Genomic DNA, 15,558 nt, shown 5'->3' with positions numbered 1-15,558 from the left:
GAAACCAAAATGAAGAAATTTGCTTTTATTTTTGCGGGCCAAGGCTCGCAAAATATTGGTATGGGAAAAGAATTTTACGAAAATTTCTCTTCAGCCCAGCTACTTTTAAACGACGCTTCTAACCAAACTGGCATTGATTTTAAAGAGCTTTTATTTACACAAAATGACAAACTAGACAAGACAGAATTTACCCAACCCGCTATCGTTTTAAACTCGCTTATGAGCTACTTGGCATTTTCAAATTTTATCAAGGCCAAGCCAGAATTTAGCCTAGGCCACTCACTTGGTGAGTTTACAGCCCTTGCGGTTAGTGGTGCATTTGGCTTTGTTGATGCCATTAGACTTGTAAATTTACGTGGTAAATTTATGCAAGAGGCTTGTGTTGGTAAAGATGCTGGCATGATGGTAGTGCTAGGTCTTAGCGACGAGGTCGTTGAGGAAATTTGCAAAAACGCACAAAATGAGGGCTTGAAAATTTATGCTGCAAACTATAACTGCGACGGCCAGATAGTAGTAGCTGGCGTGAGGGCTGATCTCGCAAGCTATGAAGCTAAATTTAAAGAAGCAGGTGCCAAAAGAGCGATGCTTTTAAATATGTCAGTAGCTAGCCACTGCCCGATACTTGAGCCAGCTAGCGTTAGGCTGGCAAGCGAGCTTGAGGGAGTTTTGGCTGCAAATTTTGACTCAGTCGTTTCAAACGTAAATGCGAAAATTTATACTGATAAAAACGAAGCATTAGTGCTTTTAAAAGAGCAGCTCATAAAGCCTGTTTGCTACAAGCAAAGCATCAAAAATTACGAAAACGAGGTTGATTGCTTTATCGAGCTAGGTGCTACGACACTAAAAGGAATAAACAAAAAGATCACAGAAAAACCGACATATAGCGTCACTGACATGGCGAGCCTTGAAGAGGTTGTGAAGATATTGGAGGAGAGATGATAGCTATACTTGGAGCGATGCAAGAGGAGATAACGCCGATCCTTGAGATGGTTGGCGAGTATAAAACTACCGAATATGCAAATAATAAATTTTATGAAGCAAACTACAAAGGTAAGAACCTAGTCATCGCCTATTCGAAGATCGGCAAGGTAAATGCGGCGATCACTGCGACCTTGATGATAGAGAAATTTAAGGCTTCAAAGCTGCTTTTTACAGGCGTTGCTGGCTCGCTTGATGAGAATTTGAAAATAGGCGATATGCTATATGCCACCAGCCTTGTGCAGCACGACCTTGACATCACAGCTTTTGGACATCCATACGGCTTTGTGCCAGGGACAAGTATCTTTGTCAAGAGTGATGAGGATCTAAATGAGCTAGCTAAAAATGTCGCTAGTAAAAAGGGCATGAGGCTAAATTCAGGCATCATTGCAACTGGCGATCAGTTCATCTGTGACAACGAGAAAAAAGAGTGGATAAAAAAGATATTTAACGCTAGTGCTACCGAGATGGAGGGTGCGAGCGTTGCGCTAGTTTGCGAGACGCTTGGCGTGCCATTTTTCATCCTTAGAGCCATCAGCGACGGAGCTGGCAACGAGGCTGAGTTTGACTTTGATAAATTCTTGCAAGACTCAGCAAACGTGAGCGCTAAATTTATCCTAGAAATAGTGGAGAGCTTATGATAGAGCTTAGCAAAAGGCTACTAAGGCAGGTTGGTCAGACAAACGCTAGATACAAGATGATAGAGGGCGGAGATAAGATCTTACTCGGCCTTAGTGGCGGTAAAGATAGCCTCGCGCTCGCTCACGTGCTAAAACATGTGCAAAACGTCACGCCTGAGAAATTTGAGTTTAAGGCTGTGACGCTAAGCTACGGCATGGGCGAAGACTACGCGTATCTTACAAAACACTGCAACGAGCACGGCATAGAGCACGAGGTGATAGATAGCTCGATATTTGAGATATCAAAGGAGAAGATCCGCAAAAATTCTAGCTTTTGCAGCTTTTTCTCACGCATGAGAAGAGGCTATCTCTATACATATGCGCTAAAGCACGGCTTTAACAAGCTTGCGATCGCTCACCATTTAGACGACGCAGCCGAGAGCTTTTTTATGAATTTTACCTACAATGGCGCGCTAAGGACGCTTGCTCCAAAATACAGAGCCAAAAATGGCATCGTCGTGATCAGGCCATTTATCTTTGTGCGCGAAAGACAACTTCGCGAAAATGCGATCAAAAATGAGCTAAGAGTTGTTGGCGATGAGGCGTGTCCTGCGATGAGATTTGACGTGAAGATGCCGCACGCTAGATATGAGACCAAGCAGCTTTTGGCAAATTTAGAAAAAGAAAATCCAAAGCTCTTTACATCGCTTAAAGCAGCATTTGAAAATATCCACACAGATACATTTTTTGGTATCAACGAAGGCAGTGAAGAGTAAATTTAACTCTTCGTTTCTGCCCTTAAAGCTAAATTTGCAACCAAATTTATTACAACACATCCAAAAAGTAAAAACTCATTTTGAAGTAGGAACACTCCTTGCTTACTAAATATAAATTTGATAAGCAAGGATCGTAAATGAGCATTTTTAGTGTTAGCACGCAAAAGTATAGCTCAGTAGCTACTGAGGCAAAAGCAAGGAAACTTCAAAAAGAGCAGTCTGAAAGTGTCAAATTTCAAAACGCTCTTGCAAATAATGAAAAAACAAAAGACATTGCACAAAATTTACAAAGACTTGAACTTACAAAAGATACACAGCAAAGCATTTATAGCGTGAAATTTAAAGACAAAAACGAGCTTGGCTATCAAAGCGATAAGGCTGGCTTTATGGACGCTAGCTTTAATAAAGCAGCCGGCTTGCCACAGGACTTTAAGCTTCACAAAAGCACTATAAAAGAATTTCTAAACTTCGCAACAAAGCAAAATAATATAAATAGCGTCCTTTATAGCAACGCAAGCGGCAAGCTTTTTGACAATGATGTCTTTGAAAATATCGACATAGCAGACACGATAGGTCAGTATTACGCTATCTTTTCTCAGGTAATGGGTAAGAGTTTAAACAAAGATGGTTTTACAAAGAGTGACTTAGCAAATCTGCCAAAAGGCTACATCTCGCAAGGGATGAAAGGTATCGATTTTAACGCAGATTTGAGCGATAGATCAAATATTGACTTTTTAAATAGTCGCAAAAACGAGGTTGTTACAAACATCTTTAGTAGCGAAGATGAAATGAAGCTTGCATCAAATTTAAGCGAAGATCTATCAAAACTAGGCATAAAAACAAACCTTAAAAAGCTAAATTTTGCAAATTTAGAGCAGGAAAATAGTGGTGGCTTTAGCCCAGACCTCTCTTACTATAAAACGGAGTCTGGTTACAAAAAAGAGGCTTTGTTTATTAGTTTTCTAAAGTCAGAAAGTCCTGCGATCCTAGAAGGTGGAGAGACTGCGCTAAAGCCTGAAGTCTTGCTAAATAACGCCTTCATCGCTGCCCAGACGAAGGATCATAGAAACAAAAGCTTGAGCGATGTGGCTAGCCTTAAAAAGCTAGCAGAAGATAGAGAAAATTTTAAAAATTTAGTGCTTGAGCTACTAAAAAACAGCGCCGTAAAGCCAAGCGAAGATAATATAAATTTAGCTTTTAATGAGCTAAATCAAATTTATGCTTTAGGCAGACAAAAGTAGTTTAGGCATCTCTTAAGATCGGCATTTGCTCTAGCCAAAGTAGCTAAATTTACTAGGTAAATCTTTTCACAAAAAAGACGATATCTTTGGTATGAAGCTAAAAGGATATTAGATGATAAACGCACTTGGTAGCTATCCCTTGAATTTAGAGCAGAACATAAAAACATCAACCAAAGCTTCTACAAACCAAACTAGCTCTCTAGTTTTAGGCTATAAGGTAGATAAAGATGGCTACTTTACAGATGAGTTTAATAAACAAGCTGGCATACCAAGCGGATATAAAATTCACTCAAGCACGCTGGAGTCGTTAGTAAGGATAGAGACGCAGCCTGACTATATGCAAAGGGCTTTTGACAGCATCGACATACTAAAAACCGTAAATAATGCCTATAAAATTCTCTCCCAAGTAGTTGGCGAAGACACACTAAACTCAAAAGATAGCTTTAGCTTAGATGAGATAAGAAATTTCCCTCAAGGCTTTTCTTATAACCGCCAAAGTATGCAAGTAACCAAGATCCATAACTCCATTCATGAATTTGGCTCGGCTGCGGCTGATTTTAACGGCAAAGAGTCAAATAAGCAGATGATAAGCACGCTTTTTTTCAACCCAAGCTTTAATGGTGGAGACGGCAGACAGCCATTAAAACCAACAACTGATATCTTTAATAACAACAATGGCGGCAAAGAAAACACGGTCATTGGTGTATTTATGGATCCGCACGGAGAGAAATACACAAATAAAGACGGCTCAATAACCAAAGGCGGACTTATAGCAGCCGTTATAAACAACAACCTTGATGTAAGAGAGGGCGAGACAACAGCACAAGGCAAAAGAGAAGGCTATGATAAGAGCGTAGATAGTAAAGAATTTAATAGAGCATTTGAGCTGTTTGATCTAATGGGTGAGATGAAATTTGGACCTGGCTTTATAAATGCTACTGATAACGATATAGCTGGCATGCCTAAATATATGCAAGACTACATCAGATCTAAAAGAGACTTTGTCTATATCGACTTACAAAGTGGCTTTGTCAGCACTCCTGAAGATAGACGTAGGGGATATGAAGAAGACGAACTCTCATTTAAAAAGATGATGGAGCATAATCTAAAAATGCTAAAGCTACTCTTTGGCGAGATAGACAAAGATGGTAAAAAGAGCAAGGACTTTATGGATAGCTTTTTGAGATTTAGTATGCCACCTTTAAATTTAGTAAAAGAGCTAAATGAAAACCCAGCAGGAAAATATCTAGTAGATATGCTTGGTATAAAAAGAGATGTTGATATAAAGGCGTAGGGGGCTGAAATGTTTATTACTACCTATAATGGATCGATGCAATATAAAGAAATTTTAGATGACTACATAGCTCACGGCAATAAAAATTTATCTGCAGAAGATGAGAAAGCTAAAGTTGATGCTTATATGCAAGGACCATTTGGTGTTGGACTAGATAAGATAATCGGTATAGAGGAAGGAACGGAAGACTGGATAACAAAAACCATAGATAAAATAGATAGTATGCTATCAAACAAATACTCTCTAGAAGAGCGAAGAGCTCTATACGGAAAATATCCAGAAACCATAGAAAAAGCGATAGATTGGGAACTTCAAGGCTATATGGACTGGCTGAGGGATAACTCTGTTGATGGCAGGCCAACAATATCTGGAAAGGTGGCTGGTCTTGGCACAAAAGAAGAGGAGGCTGACCTAAGAGCCTTTATAGATAGCATGTCTTCTCTTTATCCGAATAATAACAAGGAGTCGCTTAGTCTTTTAGATAGAACCGACCTAAGCATAGATGAATTTAAAACGTTATTTGCCAAAGCAAGAGAGAAAGCAACAAAAGATGTTGAAGAACAAAGAAAGCAGATAATCAAAGAAGAGCAAGAATACAATGCAAATTTTGCCAAAGAGCAAAGTGAGAAGAAATTTAAACCTATGCAGGTTAAAAAGAAGTATGAGACCTATGATATAAATAAGGATCAAAAATTTCTCTTTGCAAGAGAGCTTTTAAAATTTAAAGAAAAAAGAGGCATAGACGTCTTAGAGCTTATGCAAAAGATAGATAAGAAGCAAATTTTAAATAAGATGGCTTGATAGGTAAAGCAAAACGAGCTTGTTATAGGATAACATAGCAGTGGTTTGTGCTAGATATAAAGATAAATTTAAACCTTTTTATCGACAACCTTTTTACCATTTTCTTCAAGTTTTTGCATGATACGAAGCACATCGATACCTCGTTCTCTCTCAAGTTTTTGAAGCTTGAGCAAATATGAAAATTTCTCATCCTTAGTAATGTCATAAGTTTCAGTGTTTTTGCTTTCAGCTTGGATAGGAGTAAATTTTTTCTCTTTGGTGTCGTCTTTTTCTTCTTCAACGCTCTCTATATCCTGAAGACCTTTTTCATTCATCTCTTTTAGTATATTGACAGCATTTTTGGCATCTTCGCCAGATAAAGTTATATTAAACCGCTCTTTTAATGCATATTTAGCCCACTCCTCTTTAAACTCATCAACGCTCATATCGCTATCAAGCAGATCAACAGTCCTTGAGTTTTGCATAAATAGCAGCTGGCGATCGCCACGATATTCATTTAAAAATTCATTTACAGTGTATGGGATATCTCTTAAAATTTTTGGCTTATCATTGTCTGGTTTTGCTTGCTGACCTTGTATGTATTCTACAAATAAACCCTTGCTTTCATTTATGAAATTTTTAAGATCTGATAGCTGCTCACTTGTAAAGTCAGGATCATAGCCTCTAAGCTTTCCTATGATAGAGACTTTTGCTTCATCGCCTTTTGTAAAGCCAGATAGTGGATATATATGTCTATCATAAGACGCAGCTTGAGCTTTTCTATCTAGCCTTGCGTATTTAGGAAAGCTCATACCATATCCCATATTGTTATCAAGGATCTCGTTTATATCGTTAAATTTAAACCCCATCTCACTAGCTATATGCTCTCTAGACAGATAAGGATATGGCGAGCTAGAAATTTGCATTTTACTATCCTTAGTAAATTTTAAATTACTCAACGATTTTTCAAAATTTTGAGTGAAATTTTCTTAATTGGTAAATCGTCTTTTAAATAATTTAGTTTATATATAACTTATCTCTACACAAAATGCTCCCCTGTTGATAAAATTTTCGGCACAACTTTTGCTTACTCTTTGAAGCTAAATTTCAAGGAGTAAGCTATGAAAGTCTCTTATAACTCCATCTTAACAAAACAGCACTACCAAAAGCAGACAAAAAGCGAAGGCTTTGCAAATTTCTTGCCTAACACTCCAAATATAAATTCGATCAGCCAAACCACTATTCCTAAGAATGACTTTGTTTCATCTAGCAGTATCGACTCTCTTTATCAGGCTAAATTTACTTCACAAGAGGGTTATGGATATAGTGTAGATGCTAAAGGATTTATGGGAGCTGATTTTAACAAAGCAGCAGGCTTGCCACAGGACTTTAAAATTCACAAAAGCACACTTGATGCGATAGTGCTACACAATCAAAAGCACCCAAATAGTATAAATTTTTCAATGGAAACAAAAAAGATAACCAACTCTTTGGAGAGGATAGCTTTGCAAATATCGATCTAGCAAATACTATCAAGCAATACTATAAAATTTTTGATCAAATTTCAGCTGGAGTTATTAGTAAGGGTAAAGAATTTTACTCAGCCGAGGACCTAGCAAAGATGCCAAAGGGCTACTTTTCAAAAGATAAAAAAATGGATCATTTCGAATATCTAATGGGTAGGATGACAAGTGACGAGATAGATGGACTAACTGATAGGAGTAATGAGAAGGTAACTCATATCTTTAGGACAGCACAAGACGCAGAAGATGCACATAGGTTATGGGATGATCTAAGCGATATAAATGTAGAAGTCAATGGAAATTTCCTTGACTTTTCTCCAGAAGTGATGACAACTGAGCATACTATCCCTTATATGTGGGTTAGTAGTGCTGGATATGACTTTAAGCCTGACATGTCTGTATATGATAACGAACAAGGCTATACAAAGGAACAAATCTTTGTTGCATTTTTAAAAAACGAGCAAGGTCTTGTGCTGCAAGGTGGCACAACAAGAATAACTGACGAGGCTCTTAATGTGTATAAAAGTTCATTAATACTTACAAAACAAGATAGAAGTGAGATAGGCATACCAAAGGCTTATTATGATGAGATACTATCTGGCAAGAAAGATCTAAAAGATATACTAGCCAGGATTTTAAAGCTTAGAAATTTAGAGCTTAAAAAAGATCAAACGCTTGAGGGGCTAGCAAGCAAGATAATGGACGTTTTAAAAGAATTTGATGAGAGGACGAAGGTAAGCCTAAAGCCCGTCAAGTAAAATTTTATAAAGGCGGTTTATCTCATCGTCATTTAGCTCGATCGTGCTTTTTGTGTCAAACAAATTTTTGATCTTGCTAGCGTCAAATTCGCTCCTATCAAGACAGTGCTTGTGAGATGGCAAAAAGCCACGAGTGAGGCAAAGCTCGCTTTCTATCTCCTCGTCGCAGATGAAGCACTCAAGCTCGCTGTGAAGCCTGCCTTCATACTCTAAAATTTTAACGTAGCTTTCGATGATAAGGCGTTTTGGGTTTTGTAGCTGCATCTGTTTGGCGCAGCGATCAAGCTCGTTAAAGTAAATTTCATCGAGCTGCTCGACCTCTTTTAGATGATCATAAAGTAGGCGCATAAACTGCTGCCAAATGATGAGTTTGTCACGCTCTAACAGCCACTTAAAGCCAAGGTGAAGTATGCTTCTAAGCTTTGGTAGAAATTTCGCCTCTTGCTCTAGCTCAAAGTCGATCTTGTAGCCAGTCATGATGTTTGAGTGGCGTGCGCCAAAAAATCTATATGACTTTACGAGCAAATTTGGCGTTAGCACAAAGACTAAAAGGTCCTCGTCTCTGACCTTTTGCACGCGCAGGATGTAGCCTTGCATCTAGGCAAAAAACTCCCTTATACGCTCTCTCATCACGTGGGCATCTTTGATGAAATTTACCTCATTTCTAAAGCTCGTAGCGCCATCTATGCCCTTGCTGTATTGGTGCAGATGCTTTCTAAATATACAAAGTCCGTACTCGCCGTAGTGTTCGATCATAGCGTCGAAGTGAGCTAAGATGATCTCTTGTTTTAGCGCCTTATCCACGCTACTTTTGGTCTTTATCTCGTGAAATATCCAAGGGTTGCCGATGCTTGCTCTGCCGATCATTAGGGCGTCACATTTTGTGAGATTTAAAATTTTATCTGCATTTTGCGCGTTTATATCGCCATTTGCAACGACTGGAATTTTCACACTCGCCTTTACTCTAGCGATCGCTTCATAATCAACCTTTGCAGTGTATCCACCAGCTCTGGTGCGACCATGCACTGCGATGTAGTTTGCGCCCGCTTCTTCGCAGGCTTTTGCGATTTTCTCTTCATTTTTGTCGTTAAAACCAAGTCTAAATTTAACGCTTAGGCTCTCTTTGTTTGAGACGCTTTTTACGGCTTCGATTATACTTTGAAGTTTGTCAAGATCGTTTAGCAAAGCCGATCCTGCGCCTTGTCTAACGACCTTTGGCACAGGGCAGCCGCAGTTTAGATCGAGCCCATAAATTCCATCAAATTTATTGACTATCTGCACGGCTTTTTTTAGATTTTCTATATCGCTGCCAGCTATTTGGACGACGTAGGGCTCTTCGTTTGGAGATTTTTTAAGCATCTCAAGAGTTTTGTCACTGCGCTCATAGACCAAGGCATTTGCGCTGATCATCTCGCTAACAGTGACGTCGCAGCCAAATTTCTTGACGACGCTTCGTAACGGCAGGTCAGAAAAGCCAGCAAGTGGCGCTAAGAAAAGTGGCTTTTTACTAAAGTCTATCATTTAAAAAATAGCGAGCTAGGCACCATTTTGCCGTTATCTCGCAAAAATAGTAAAACCTTTATCTCTTTAAACTCATCAGGGTCGCTGCCCTCGATAGCTTCTCTTACTTTATCAAGCATCTGAAGCTCAAATAGCACATATACGTAGGCTTCATCAGCGTCAGCATGGATGCTTTTTAGCTTCTCAAAGATGCCGATAAATGCGTCTGGTTTTAGTTTATTTTTAAGCATTATAGCTGCTTTGTCGTATTGTGCTTTTGTTACTTTTGCATTATTTAAAAGATCGAAAATTTCATCGCTACTTAGGTCAATCTCATCATTTATAAAACGTGTGATAATGGTCATTATATCTTCGCTTGCTAGGTCTAAATTTGCCCTTTTTATATCGCTAAAATTTGCTGTTTTTATTAGTTTGGCAACGGCTGCTTTTTTAAGCGTATCGTTTAGGTCGTGATTTTTAAGCAGGTCAAGGTAGTAAGTTGGCAGCTGCTCGATCTTGTTTAGCTCGTTTAGGATGTTTAGCTTGCTATCTTTTGCTAGTCTAAATTTCTTTAGATCGACGATCTCTTTGTTTTTTATGCTTTTTATGGTTTGTAAGATATTGTTTATCTCGCCGTCATCAACACCAACATCTTTAAGCTCGCCTACTGGTGAGATAGAGCGTGTAAGTTGTGAGGCGATCTTGTAAGTATCGGTTTTAAAGTCTTTGTTGCTCTCAAAGCCAAGAAGCGTCTCTTTTGCAAGGTCTTTGTAGAGTTGGCTATCTTTTTTTATCCATTTTTTATATCTATAAAAGGCGTATCCGTGATATGCGATGTGAAGTAGGGCAAGGAGCGCCAAAATGGCCACTGGAAGTGCCACCCAGACAGCTGCTGGCAAGGTTATGGCTTGACCTAAGAGCTCAAAGGTGAAGTCTGAACTATTAAGAGAATAGGTAAGTCCTGCAACAACTGCTGTGTAGATGATGCAGTAGACGAGAAATTTTCTAGTTTTCATATTTTCTCCTTAGTTTTTTGCTGTTTTTTCTATTATCTCACGACAAGCTATGCAGTATTTTGCATGCGGTTTTACTTTTAGGCGAGGGACGCCGATCTCCTCTTCGCACATGTCACAAATTCCATAAGTCTTGTTTGCTATCTTTTCAAGTGCCTCGTCGATCTCGTGAAGCTCGGCTCTTTGCTGGGTTGATATAGACTGCTCTATAAGCTGGTCGGTATTTACTGAAGCGATGTCAAATTCATCGCTTACGCCACTATCTCTTAGGCCGCTTACTTCAACTGATGAGTCATAAATATTTTTTTTGATTTGTAGCTTTCTATCTTCAAGTAGTTTTTTGAAAAAATTTAGCTCGTTTTGAGTCATTTTATATTCCTTTATTTGTGATATGGGTGGTTTGCATTGATACAAAGCCCTCTAAAAATTTGCTCAAAAAGTACGAGCTTGGCGACTTTGTGCGCCATAGTCATCTTGCTTAAGCTTACGACTTTTTGTGCCTTGTTTTTTAAATTTTGGCTAAGCCCATAAGCTCCACCTATGAAAAAATTGATCTGTGAATTTGAGTTTAAAATTTGAGCAAATTCTTGGCTGTCAAGCTGTGAGCCATTTTCATCAAGCATCACACAAAAGCCTTTTAAATTTGGCTCGTAAATTTCATCATAAGCTCTTAGCGCATCGCTTCTGCCACTGCTTTGAGCCTTTGCTATCTTTTCATTAAATATTATTTTGTCGTTTATCTTGGCAAATTTTGCACTCATTTTTATATATTCTTGTATCTCGTTTTCAAAGTTGTCACGCGATGATTTTTGAATGCTAAAAACCGAAATTTCCAAACTTACCCTTTGGTTTTTAGCTTTAGCTCAAAGCCAGCTTTGTTTCCAGTAGTCACTTCGCTTTTAGAGATCATAGCTTTGCTATTTGTAAGAAATTTAACCATATCGCTTATATATTTTTTGTGTTCGCTTCTTGGCACGATATCATCTATAAGACCATGCTCAAGCAAAAATTCAGCCCTTTGAAAGCCCTCTGGAAGATCAGCACCTATGGTTTGTTTGATGACCCTTTGTCCTGCAAAACCTATTAGCGCGCCAGGTTCAGCGATTATTAGATCTCCAAGCCATGCAAATGATGCACTAACGCCGCCCATCGTCGGATCTGTAAGGATAGAAATATATGGTAGTCTTGCTTCATCAAGAAGTTTTAGGGCTGCTGAAGTCTTTGACATCTGCATTAAAGAAAATGTGCTCTCTTGCATTCTAGCGCCACCAGATGCGCTTACGATGATCAAGGCTTGGCGTTTTTCGATCGCGCGTTTTATCGCTCTTACGATCTTTTCGCCCTCAACTGAAGCTAGTGAGCCGCCCATGAAGCCAAAGTCAAAAACAACTAGCTGGATCTCTTGTCCGTTGCATTTGCCTTCGCCGCATATCACTGAGCTTGTGTGTCCTGTTTTTTCTTTATTTTCTGTAATTCTTTTTTTGTATGATTTTTTATCGACAAAATTTAAAGGATCTACTGGTTTTAAATTTGCGTCAAATTCTACAAAGCTACCTTCATCGCAGATTAAATTTATGCGATCATCAGCTTTTAATCTCATGTGGTAGCCGCATTTTGGGCATACATTAAAACAAGCTTCAACTTCTTTGTAATACATCAGTGAGTGGCAGTTGTCGCATTTTACCCAGTGTGTAGGTGCTTCTTCTGGACGAGGTTGAGCTTTTCTTATCTTTGAAAAAATGTCTGAGAAATTCATCTTTTTACCCACTTATATTAAAAATTGTGGGATTATATCTAATGTTAGCCTTGCTTTTTCTTATATGACTTAAAGTTTGTTTGTTTGCGGGGGATTTAAGGGGCAAGCTAGCCCCTTAAAAGTATTTTATTAGAAGCGTCTTCCGATAGTAAATTCAAATGTATTTGTATCATCGCCCTCTTTAGGTTTAAGAGCTTTTGCGAAGATTAGTTGAAGTGGTCCGATCGGTGTTATCCACTCGATACCTGTGCCAACTGATGATCTTTTTATCTCATTTAGGCTATTTTCGCCGATCATACCATAGTCATAAAATACAACGCCACGCATTTTGACACGTTCTATTATAGGGAAGCTCATCTCAACTGAGTTGTTAAATGATGTTTCTCCGCCGTATTCATAGTAGTCGCCTTTGTATTCTACTTTTGGAGATACGGTTCTGCTCTCGTAGCCACGTAAGCTTCTTATGCCACCAAGGTAAAGTCTTTCGTTAATCGGAGTATAGCCTCTCTCCCAAATTTTGCCAAAACTTGCTTTATATCTTAAGATAAGATCGTAGTCTATGTACTCTCTAAGACCTAGATAGTAGTTGAAATTTGTGCGGTTTTTAACAAAGTCTATATCGCCACCAAGTCCTGCTATCTCAAATGATGTGCTAGCTATGATACCGCGTCTTGGCAAGTAGTAATCATCAGTACTATTATATGTTAAAGCTGGAGTTATAGCGCTTTTTATAGCTTTGCCTTCTCTATAAATTTCTTTTTTGGTTCTTGTGTTGATATCTCTTAGCTTATCATCTTTTAGAGTAACTTTACTTTGTTCGATATTATAAGTAAGTGATGCACTTAAATTTCTAGTTAATTTTCTACCAAGTGTTGTGCTAAAGCCGTAACTTCTCTCCTTATATGTTCTCCAGTCATAGTCGTTTGCATAGAGTGTTCCGCCAAGGCTATACTCTGAGTCAAAAATTCTTGGATTTGTAAGACTTATCTGACCAGAAAGCTCTCTATCGCTCTTATCAACGCTTACTTGTCCTTGAAGGCCAGAGCCAAAGATGTTTGTGTCAGAAAGAGCAGCGTTTAGTAGCAAGCCATCGCTACTTCCGTATCCGATACCGCCGCTTATTGAGCCAGTTGATGCCTCTTTTACTTTTACTTTTAGATCGACTGTGTTCTTATCAACTGGATCTTCTTCTATCTCGACATCGTCAAAGTAGCTTGTTCTTTTTAATGCATCTTTTGAGTCTTGAAGGTCGGTTCTACTATATAAATTTCCCTCAGTTAGATATAGCTCACGTCTTACGACACGATCAACTGTTCTGTCGTTTCCTGAAATTTGAACATTTCTTATATATACTTTTTCGCCAGGATCTACTTCGTAGTCGATATCAACTGTTTTATTTTCATCAAATTTATCAGTCTTTGGATAGACTTTGACAAATGCATAGCCCTTGTCAGCGACCATATCGTCAAGCTTTTTCATATCTTGGCGAAGTCTTGCTGAGTTCATCGTATCGCCAGCTTCAAGTCTAAAATCATCTATGATCTTTTTAGTATCAAGTCCTAGCTCTTCAGGTGCTGTGATGCTTACATTTGAAACCTTATAAGGCTCACCCTCGTGGATGTAGTATGTAAGATCAGCTGTGTAGTTATCAAATGACGCATTTAGGTAAGGTGACGAAACAGTCGCGTCTAGGTAGCCTTTTTGAAAATATTTATCTTGAATCCTTGCTGGGTCGTTTTCAAGCTCAAAAAGTTTAACTTTGCCGTCGTTTCTGCCCCAAAGCCAGCCCATAAATTCTCTACTTTTGTTTGCAACTACTGGCTCGATATCGTCATAGTCAAATTCTTTTGCCCCGACTAAATTTACCTTTTTGATTATCATATTTTCGCCACGGTTTATGTTTAGAGTGATGAAAAGTGAGCTGTCGTTGTCTGCAACTGGCTGTTTTTCTACATCGACAACTGTGTCAAAATAGCCTTTTGACTCGTAGTACTGGCGAATTCTCTCTTTTGTTTTTTCTATAGTTAGCTCATCATACATATTGCCAGGTTTGATGTTGATTAGCGATTCGATCGCAGTTTTGTCATTTGTCACAATACCCTTTAGATCGACTCTAGCCACACTTGGCTTCTCTTTTACTTTTACTAAAAGATTGCCACTACCTGTATCCTCTATGTAGATATCATCAAAATAATTTTGCTTGTATAAATTTGTGATGGCCTTATCGCTAAGCTTTGGAGTTAGCTCTTGACCGACTTTTAGCCCCATTATCTGAGTGGCTACATCAGGTGAAAGGTGGATTAGACCTTTGAAATTTATTGACTGAATCGTTTGCGCATTTAGACCGCTTAAAGCTAGTGCTAGTAAAAATAATTTCTTTTTCATTAAATTTAACCTAGAGTTTTAGTATAAGTGCGTATAATATCATATTTTATTTTTAAAAAATTTAAATTTTATAATTTTAAAGGTTTTTTATGAAAATAGGTATCATCGGACTTGGTCTTATGGGTGGCTCGCTTGGTCTTGCACTAAAAGATGAGAAGCTGATCTCTTGTGTCAGCGGGTATGACAAAGATGAAAACAACAGCAAAAAAGCACTAGAACTTGGACTGGTGCATGAAATTTTAAGCATTGATGAGATGAAAAAGAAGTGTGACATCATCTTTTTGGCTGTTCCAGTTGAGGCTATCGTAAGCATCGTGCAAAATTTAACTGACATTAGTGAAGATACGACGATCATCGACTTTGGCTCGACAAAGCAAAAGATAATAGAAGCCGTGCCAGAAAAAATTCGTAAAAATTTCATCCCAGCTCACCCGATGGCAGGTACTGAGTACTCTGGTCCTGAGGCTGCATTTAAGTCGCTTTACACAGGCGCAACTGTCATAGTTTGTGACTTTGCTGAGAGTGCAGAAAAACATGTAAAAAGGAGTGTTGAGCTATTTTCTTGCCTTGGCATGAAGATCATTTTCATGAGTGCAAAAGAGCATGATCATCACGTGGGTCTCATCTCACATTTGCCTCACGCTATTGCATTTTCGCTTGCTAGTGGGATCTTAAAAGAAGAGGATAAAAGGCATATCGTTGCTCTTGGCGGACCGACATTTAAGGGCATGATACGTGTCGCAAAGAGTTCGCCATTTATGTGGAGCGATATCTTTAAGCAAAATAAAAATAATGTCGTTGCCGCGATAAATATGTTTGAAAAAGAGCTAAATTTATGCAAAGATCTTATAAAAGATGAGCGCTGGGATGAGCTTTTTGACTGGATGAGCGAAGCTAGAGCCGTAAGAGAAATTTTGTAATTAACTAAAAATTT

General features: G+C 38.6%; 17 protein-coding genes. 9 read left to right on the top strand and 8 right to left on the bottom strand.

The genetic code is table 11. From position 1 onward, the window contains the following. Nucleotides 1–9: 9 nt before the first annotated feature. The 6 genes from fabD (at nt 10) to CVT08_RS07750 (ending at nt 5,710) form a co-directional block, all read left to right on the top strand. The gene (gene fabD / locus CVT08_RS07775; protein WP_107855866.1) at nt 10–939 is read left to right on the top strand and encodes an ACP S-malonyltransferase; all 930 of its coding nucleotides are present in this window, start codon (nt 10–12) and stop codon (nt 937–939) included. Continuing rightward, on the top strand, nt 936–1,619 hold the full coding sequence (locus CVT08_RS07770; protein WP_107855867.1) for a 5'-methylthioadenosine/adenosylhomocysteine nucleosidase: 684 nt from the start codon (nt 936–938) through the stop codon (nt 1,617–1,619). The genes fabD and CVT08_RS07770 overlap by 4 nt, the downstream gene beginning before the upstream one ends. After that, a complete protein-coding gene (locus tag CVT08_RS07765; RefSeq protein ID WP_103558850.1) occupies nt 1,616–2,374 on the top strand; it encodes a tRNA 2-thiocytidine biosynthesis TtcA family protein in 759 nt (252 codons plus the stop codon). The genes CVT08_RS07770 and CVT08_RS07765 overlap by 4 nt, the downstream gene beginning before the upstream one ends. Nucleotides 2,375–2,511: 137 nt before the next feature. After that, complete coding sequence (locus tag CVT08_RS07760) at nt 2,512–3,615, top strand: Cj0814 family flagellar-dependent secreted protein (protein ID WP_107855868.1); 1,104 nt, start codon at nt 2,512–2,514, stop codon at nt 3,613–3,615. Nucleotides 3,616–3,727: 112 nt separating this feature from the next. After that, a complete protein-coding gene (locus tag CVT08_RS07755; protein ID WP_107855869.1) occupies nt 3,728–4,909 on the top strand; it encodes a Cj0814 family flagellar-dependent secreted protein in 1,182 nt (393 codons plus the stop codon). A gap of 9 nt (nt 4,910–4,918) precedes the next feature. After that, nucleotides 4,919–5,710, top strand: a complete 792-nt coding sequence (locus CVT08_RS07750) for a cell surface protein (RefSeq protein ID WP_413784337.1) — start codon at nt 4,919–4,921, stop codon at nt 5,708–5,710. A 68-nt stretch (nt 5,711–5,778) separates the two neighbouring features. Here CVT08_RS07750 and CVT08_RS07745 read toward each other — a convergent pair whose 3' ends face one another. Beyond that, complete coding sequence (locus CVT08_RS07745) at nt 5,779–6,615, bottom strand: polyribonucleotide nucleotidyltransferase (RefSeq protein WP_107855870.1); 837 nt, start codon at nt 6,613–6,615, stop codon at nt 5,779–5,781. A 195-nt stretch (nt 6,616–6,810) separates the two neighbouring features. On the opposite strand from CVT08_RS07745, the gene CVT08_RS10225 reads away from it, so the two are divergent. Continuing rightward, the gene (locus CVT08_RS10225) at nt 6,811–7,212 is read left to right on the top strand and encodes a hypothetical protein (protein WP_230855923.1); all 402 of its coding nucleotides are present in this window, start codon (nt 6,811–6,813) and stop codon (nt 7,210–7,212) included. Continuing rightward, on the top strand, nt 7,203–7,970 hold the full coding sequence (locus CVT08_RS10220; protein ID WP_430622457.1) for a Cj0814 family flagellar-dependent secreted protein: 768 nt from the start codon (nt 7,203–7,205) through the stop codon (nt 7,968–7,970). The genes CVT08_RS10225 and CVT08_RS10220 overlap by 10 nt, the downstream gene beginning before the upstream one ends. Here the strand turns inward: CVT08_RS10220 and recO are convergent. The 7 genes from recO to bamA all read right to left on the bottom strand — a co-directional run bounded on the left by recO (nt 7,953) and on the right by bamA (nt 14,624). Next, on the bottom strand, nt 7,953–8,567 hold the full coding sequence (gene recO, locus CVT08_RS07735; RefSeq protein WP_021087592.1) for a recombination protein RecO: 615 nt from the start codon (nt 8,565–8,567) through the stop codon (nt 7,953–7,955). The two genes, CVT08_RS10220 and recO, sit on opposite strands and share 18 nt — an antisense overlap. Then, nucleotides 8,568–9,491: a tRNA dihydrouridine synthase gene (locus tag CVT08_RS07730; RefSeq protein WP_107855871.1), complete on the bottom strand. Its 924-nt coding sequence runs from the start codon at nt 9,489–9,491 to the stop codon at nt 8,568–8,570. Continuing rightward, nucleotides 9,488–10,486, bottom strand: a complete 999-nt coding sequence (locus CVT08_RS07725) for a uroporphyrinogen III synthase HEM4 (RefSeq protein ID WP_107855872.1) — start codon at nt 10,484–10,486, stop codon at nt 9,488–9,490. The genes CVT08_RS07730 and CVT08_RS07725 overlap by 4 nt, the downstream gene beginning before the upstream one ends. A 9-nt stretch (nt 10,487–10,495) precedes the next feature. Next, the gene (dksA, locus tag CVT08_RS07720; RefSeq protein ID WP_021085778.1) at nt 10,496–10,852 is read right to left on the bottom strand and encodes an RNA polymerase-binding protein DksA; all 357 of its coding nucleotides are present in this window, start codon (nt 10,850–10,852) and stop codon (nt 10,496–10,498) included. An 11-nt stretch (nt 10,853–10,863) separates the two neighbouring features. Then, on the bottom strand, nt 10,864–11,319 hold the full coding sequence (locus CVT08_RS07715; protein WP_009294328.1) for a 23S rRNA (pseudouridine(1915)-N(3))-methyltransferase RlmH: 456 nt from the start codon (nt 11,317–11,319) through the stop codon (nt 10,864–10,866). Nucleotides 11,320–11,321: 2 nt separating this feature from the next. Beyond that, nucleotides 11,322–12,239 carry an acetyl-CoA carboxylase, carboxyltransferase subunit beta gene (gene accD / locus CVT08_RS07710; RefSeq protein ID WP_107855889.1) on the bottom strand — a complete coding sequence of 306 codons (918 nt, stop codon included), beginning with the start codon at nt 12,237–12,239 and terminating at the stop codon, nt 11,322–11,324. Between the two features lie 129 nt (nt 12,240–12,368). Further along, nucleotides 12,369–14,624 carry an outer membrane protein assembly factor BamA gene (bamA, locus tag CVT08_RS07705; protein ID WP_107855873.1) on the bottom strand — a complete coding sequence of 752 codons (2,256 nt, stop codon included), beginning with the start codon at nt 14,622–14,624 and terminating at the stop codon, nt 12,369–12,371. Between the two features lie 89 nt (nt 14,625–14,713). On the opposite strand from bamA, the gene CVT08_RS07700 reads away from it, so the two are divergent. After that, complete coding sequence (locus tag CVT08_RS07700) at nt 14,714–15,544, top strand: prephenate dehydrogenase (protein ID WP_103598959.1); 831 nt, start codon at nt 14,714–14,716, stop codon at nt 15,542–15,544. Nucleotides 15,545–15,558 lie beyond the last annotated feature (14 nt).

Origin of the sequence: Campylobacter concisus, from assembly GCF_003048835.2 — a bacterium.
In the GTDB taxonomy this organism is placed as follows: Bacteria; Campylobacterota; Campylobacteria; order Campylobacterales; family Campylobacteraceae; genus Campylobacter_A; species Campylobacter_A concisus_D.
This window is presented reverse-complemented; position numbering and strand designations above follow the sequence as displayed.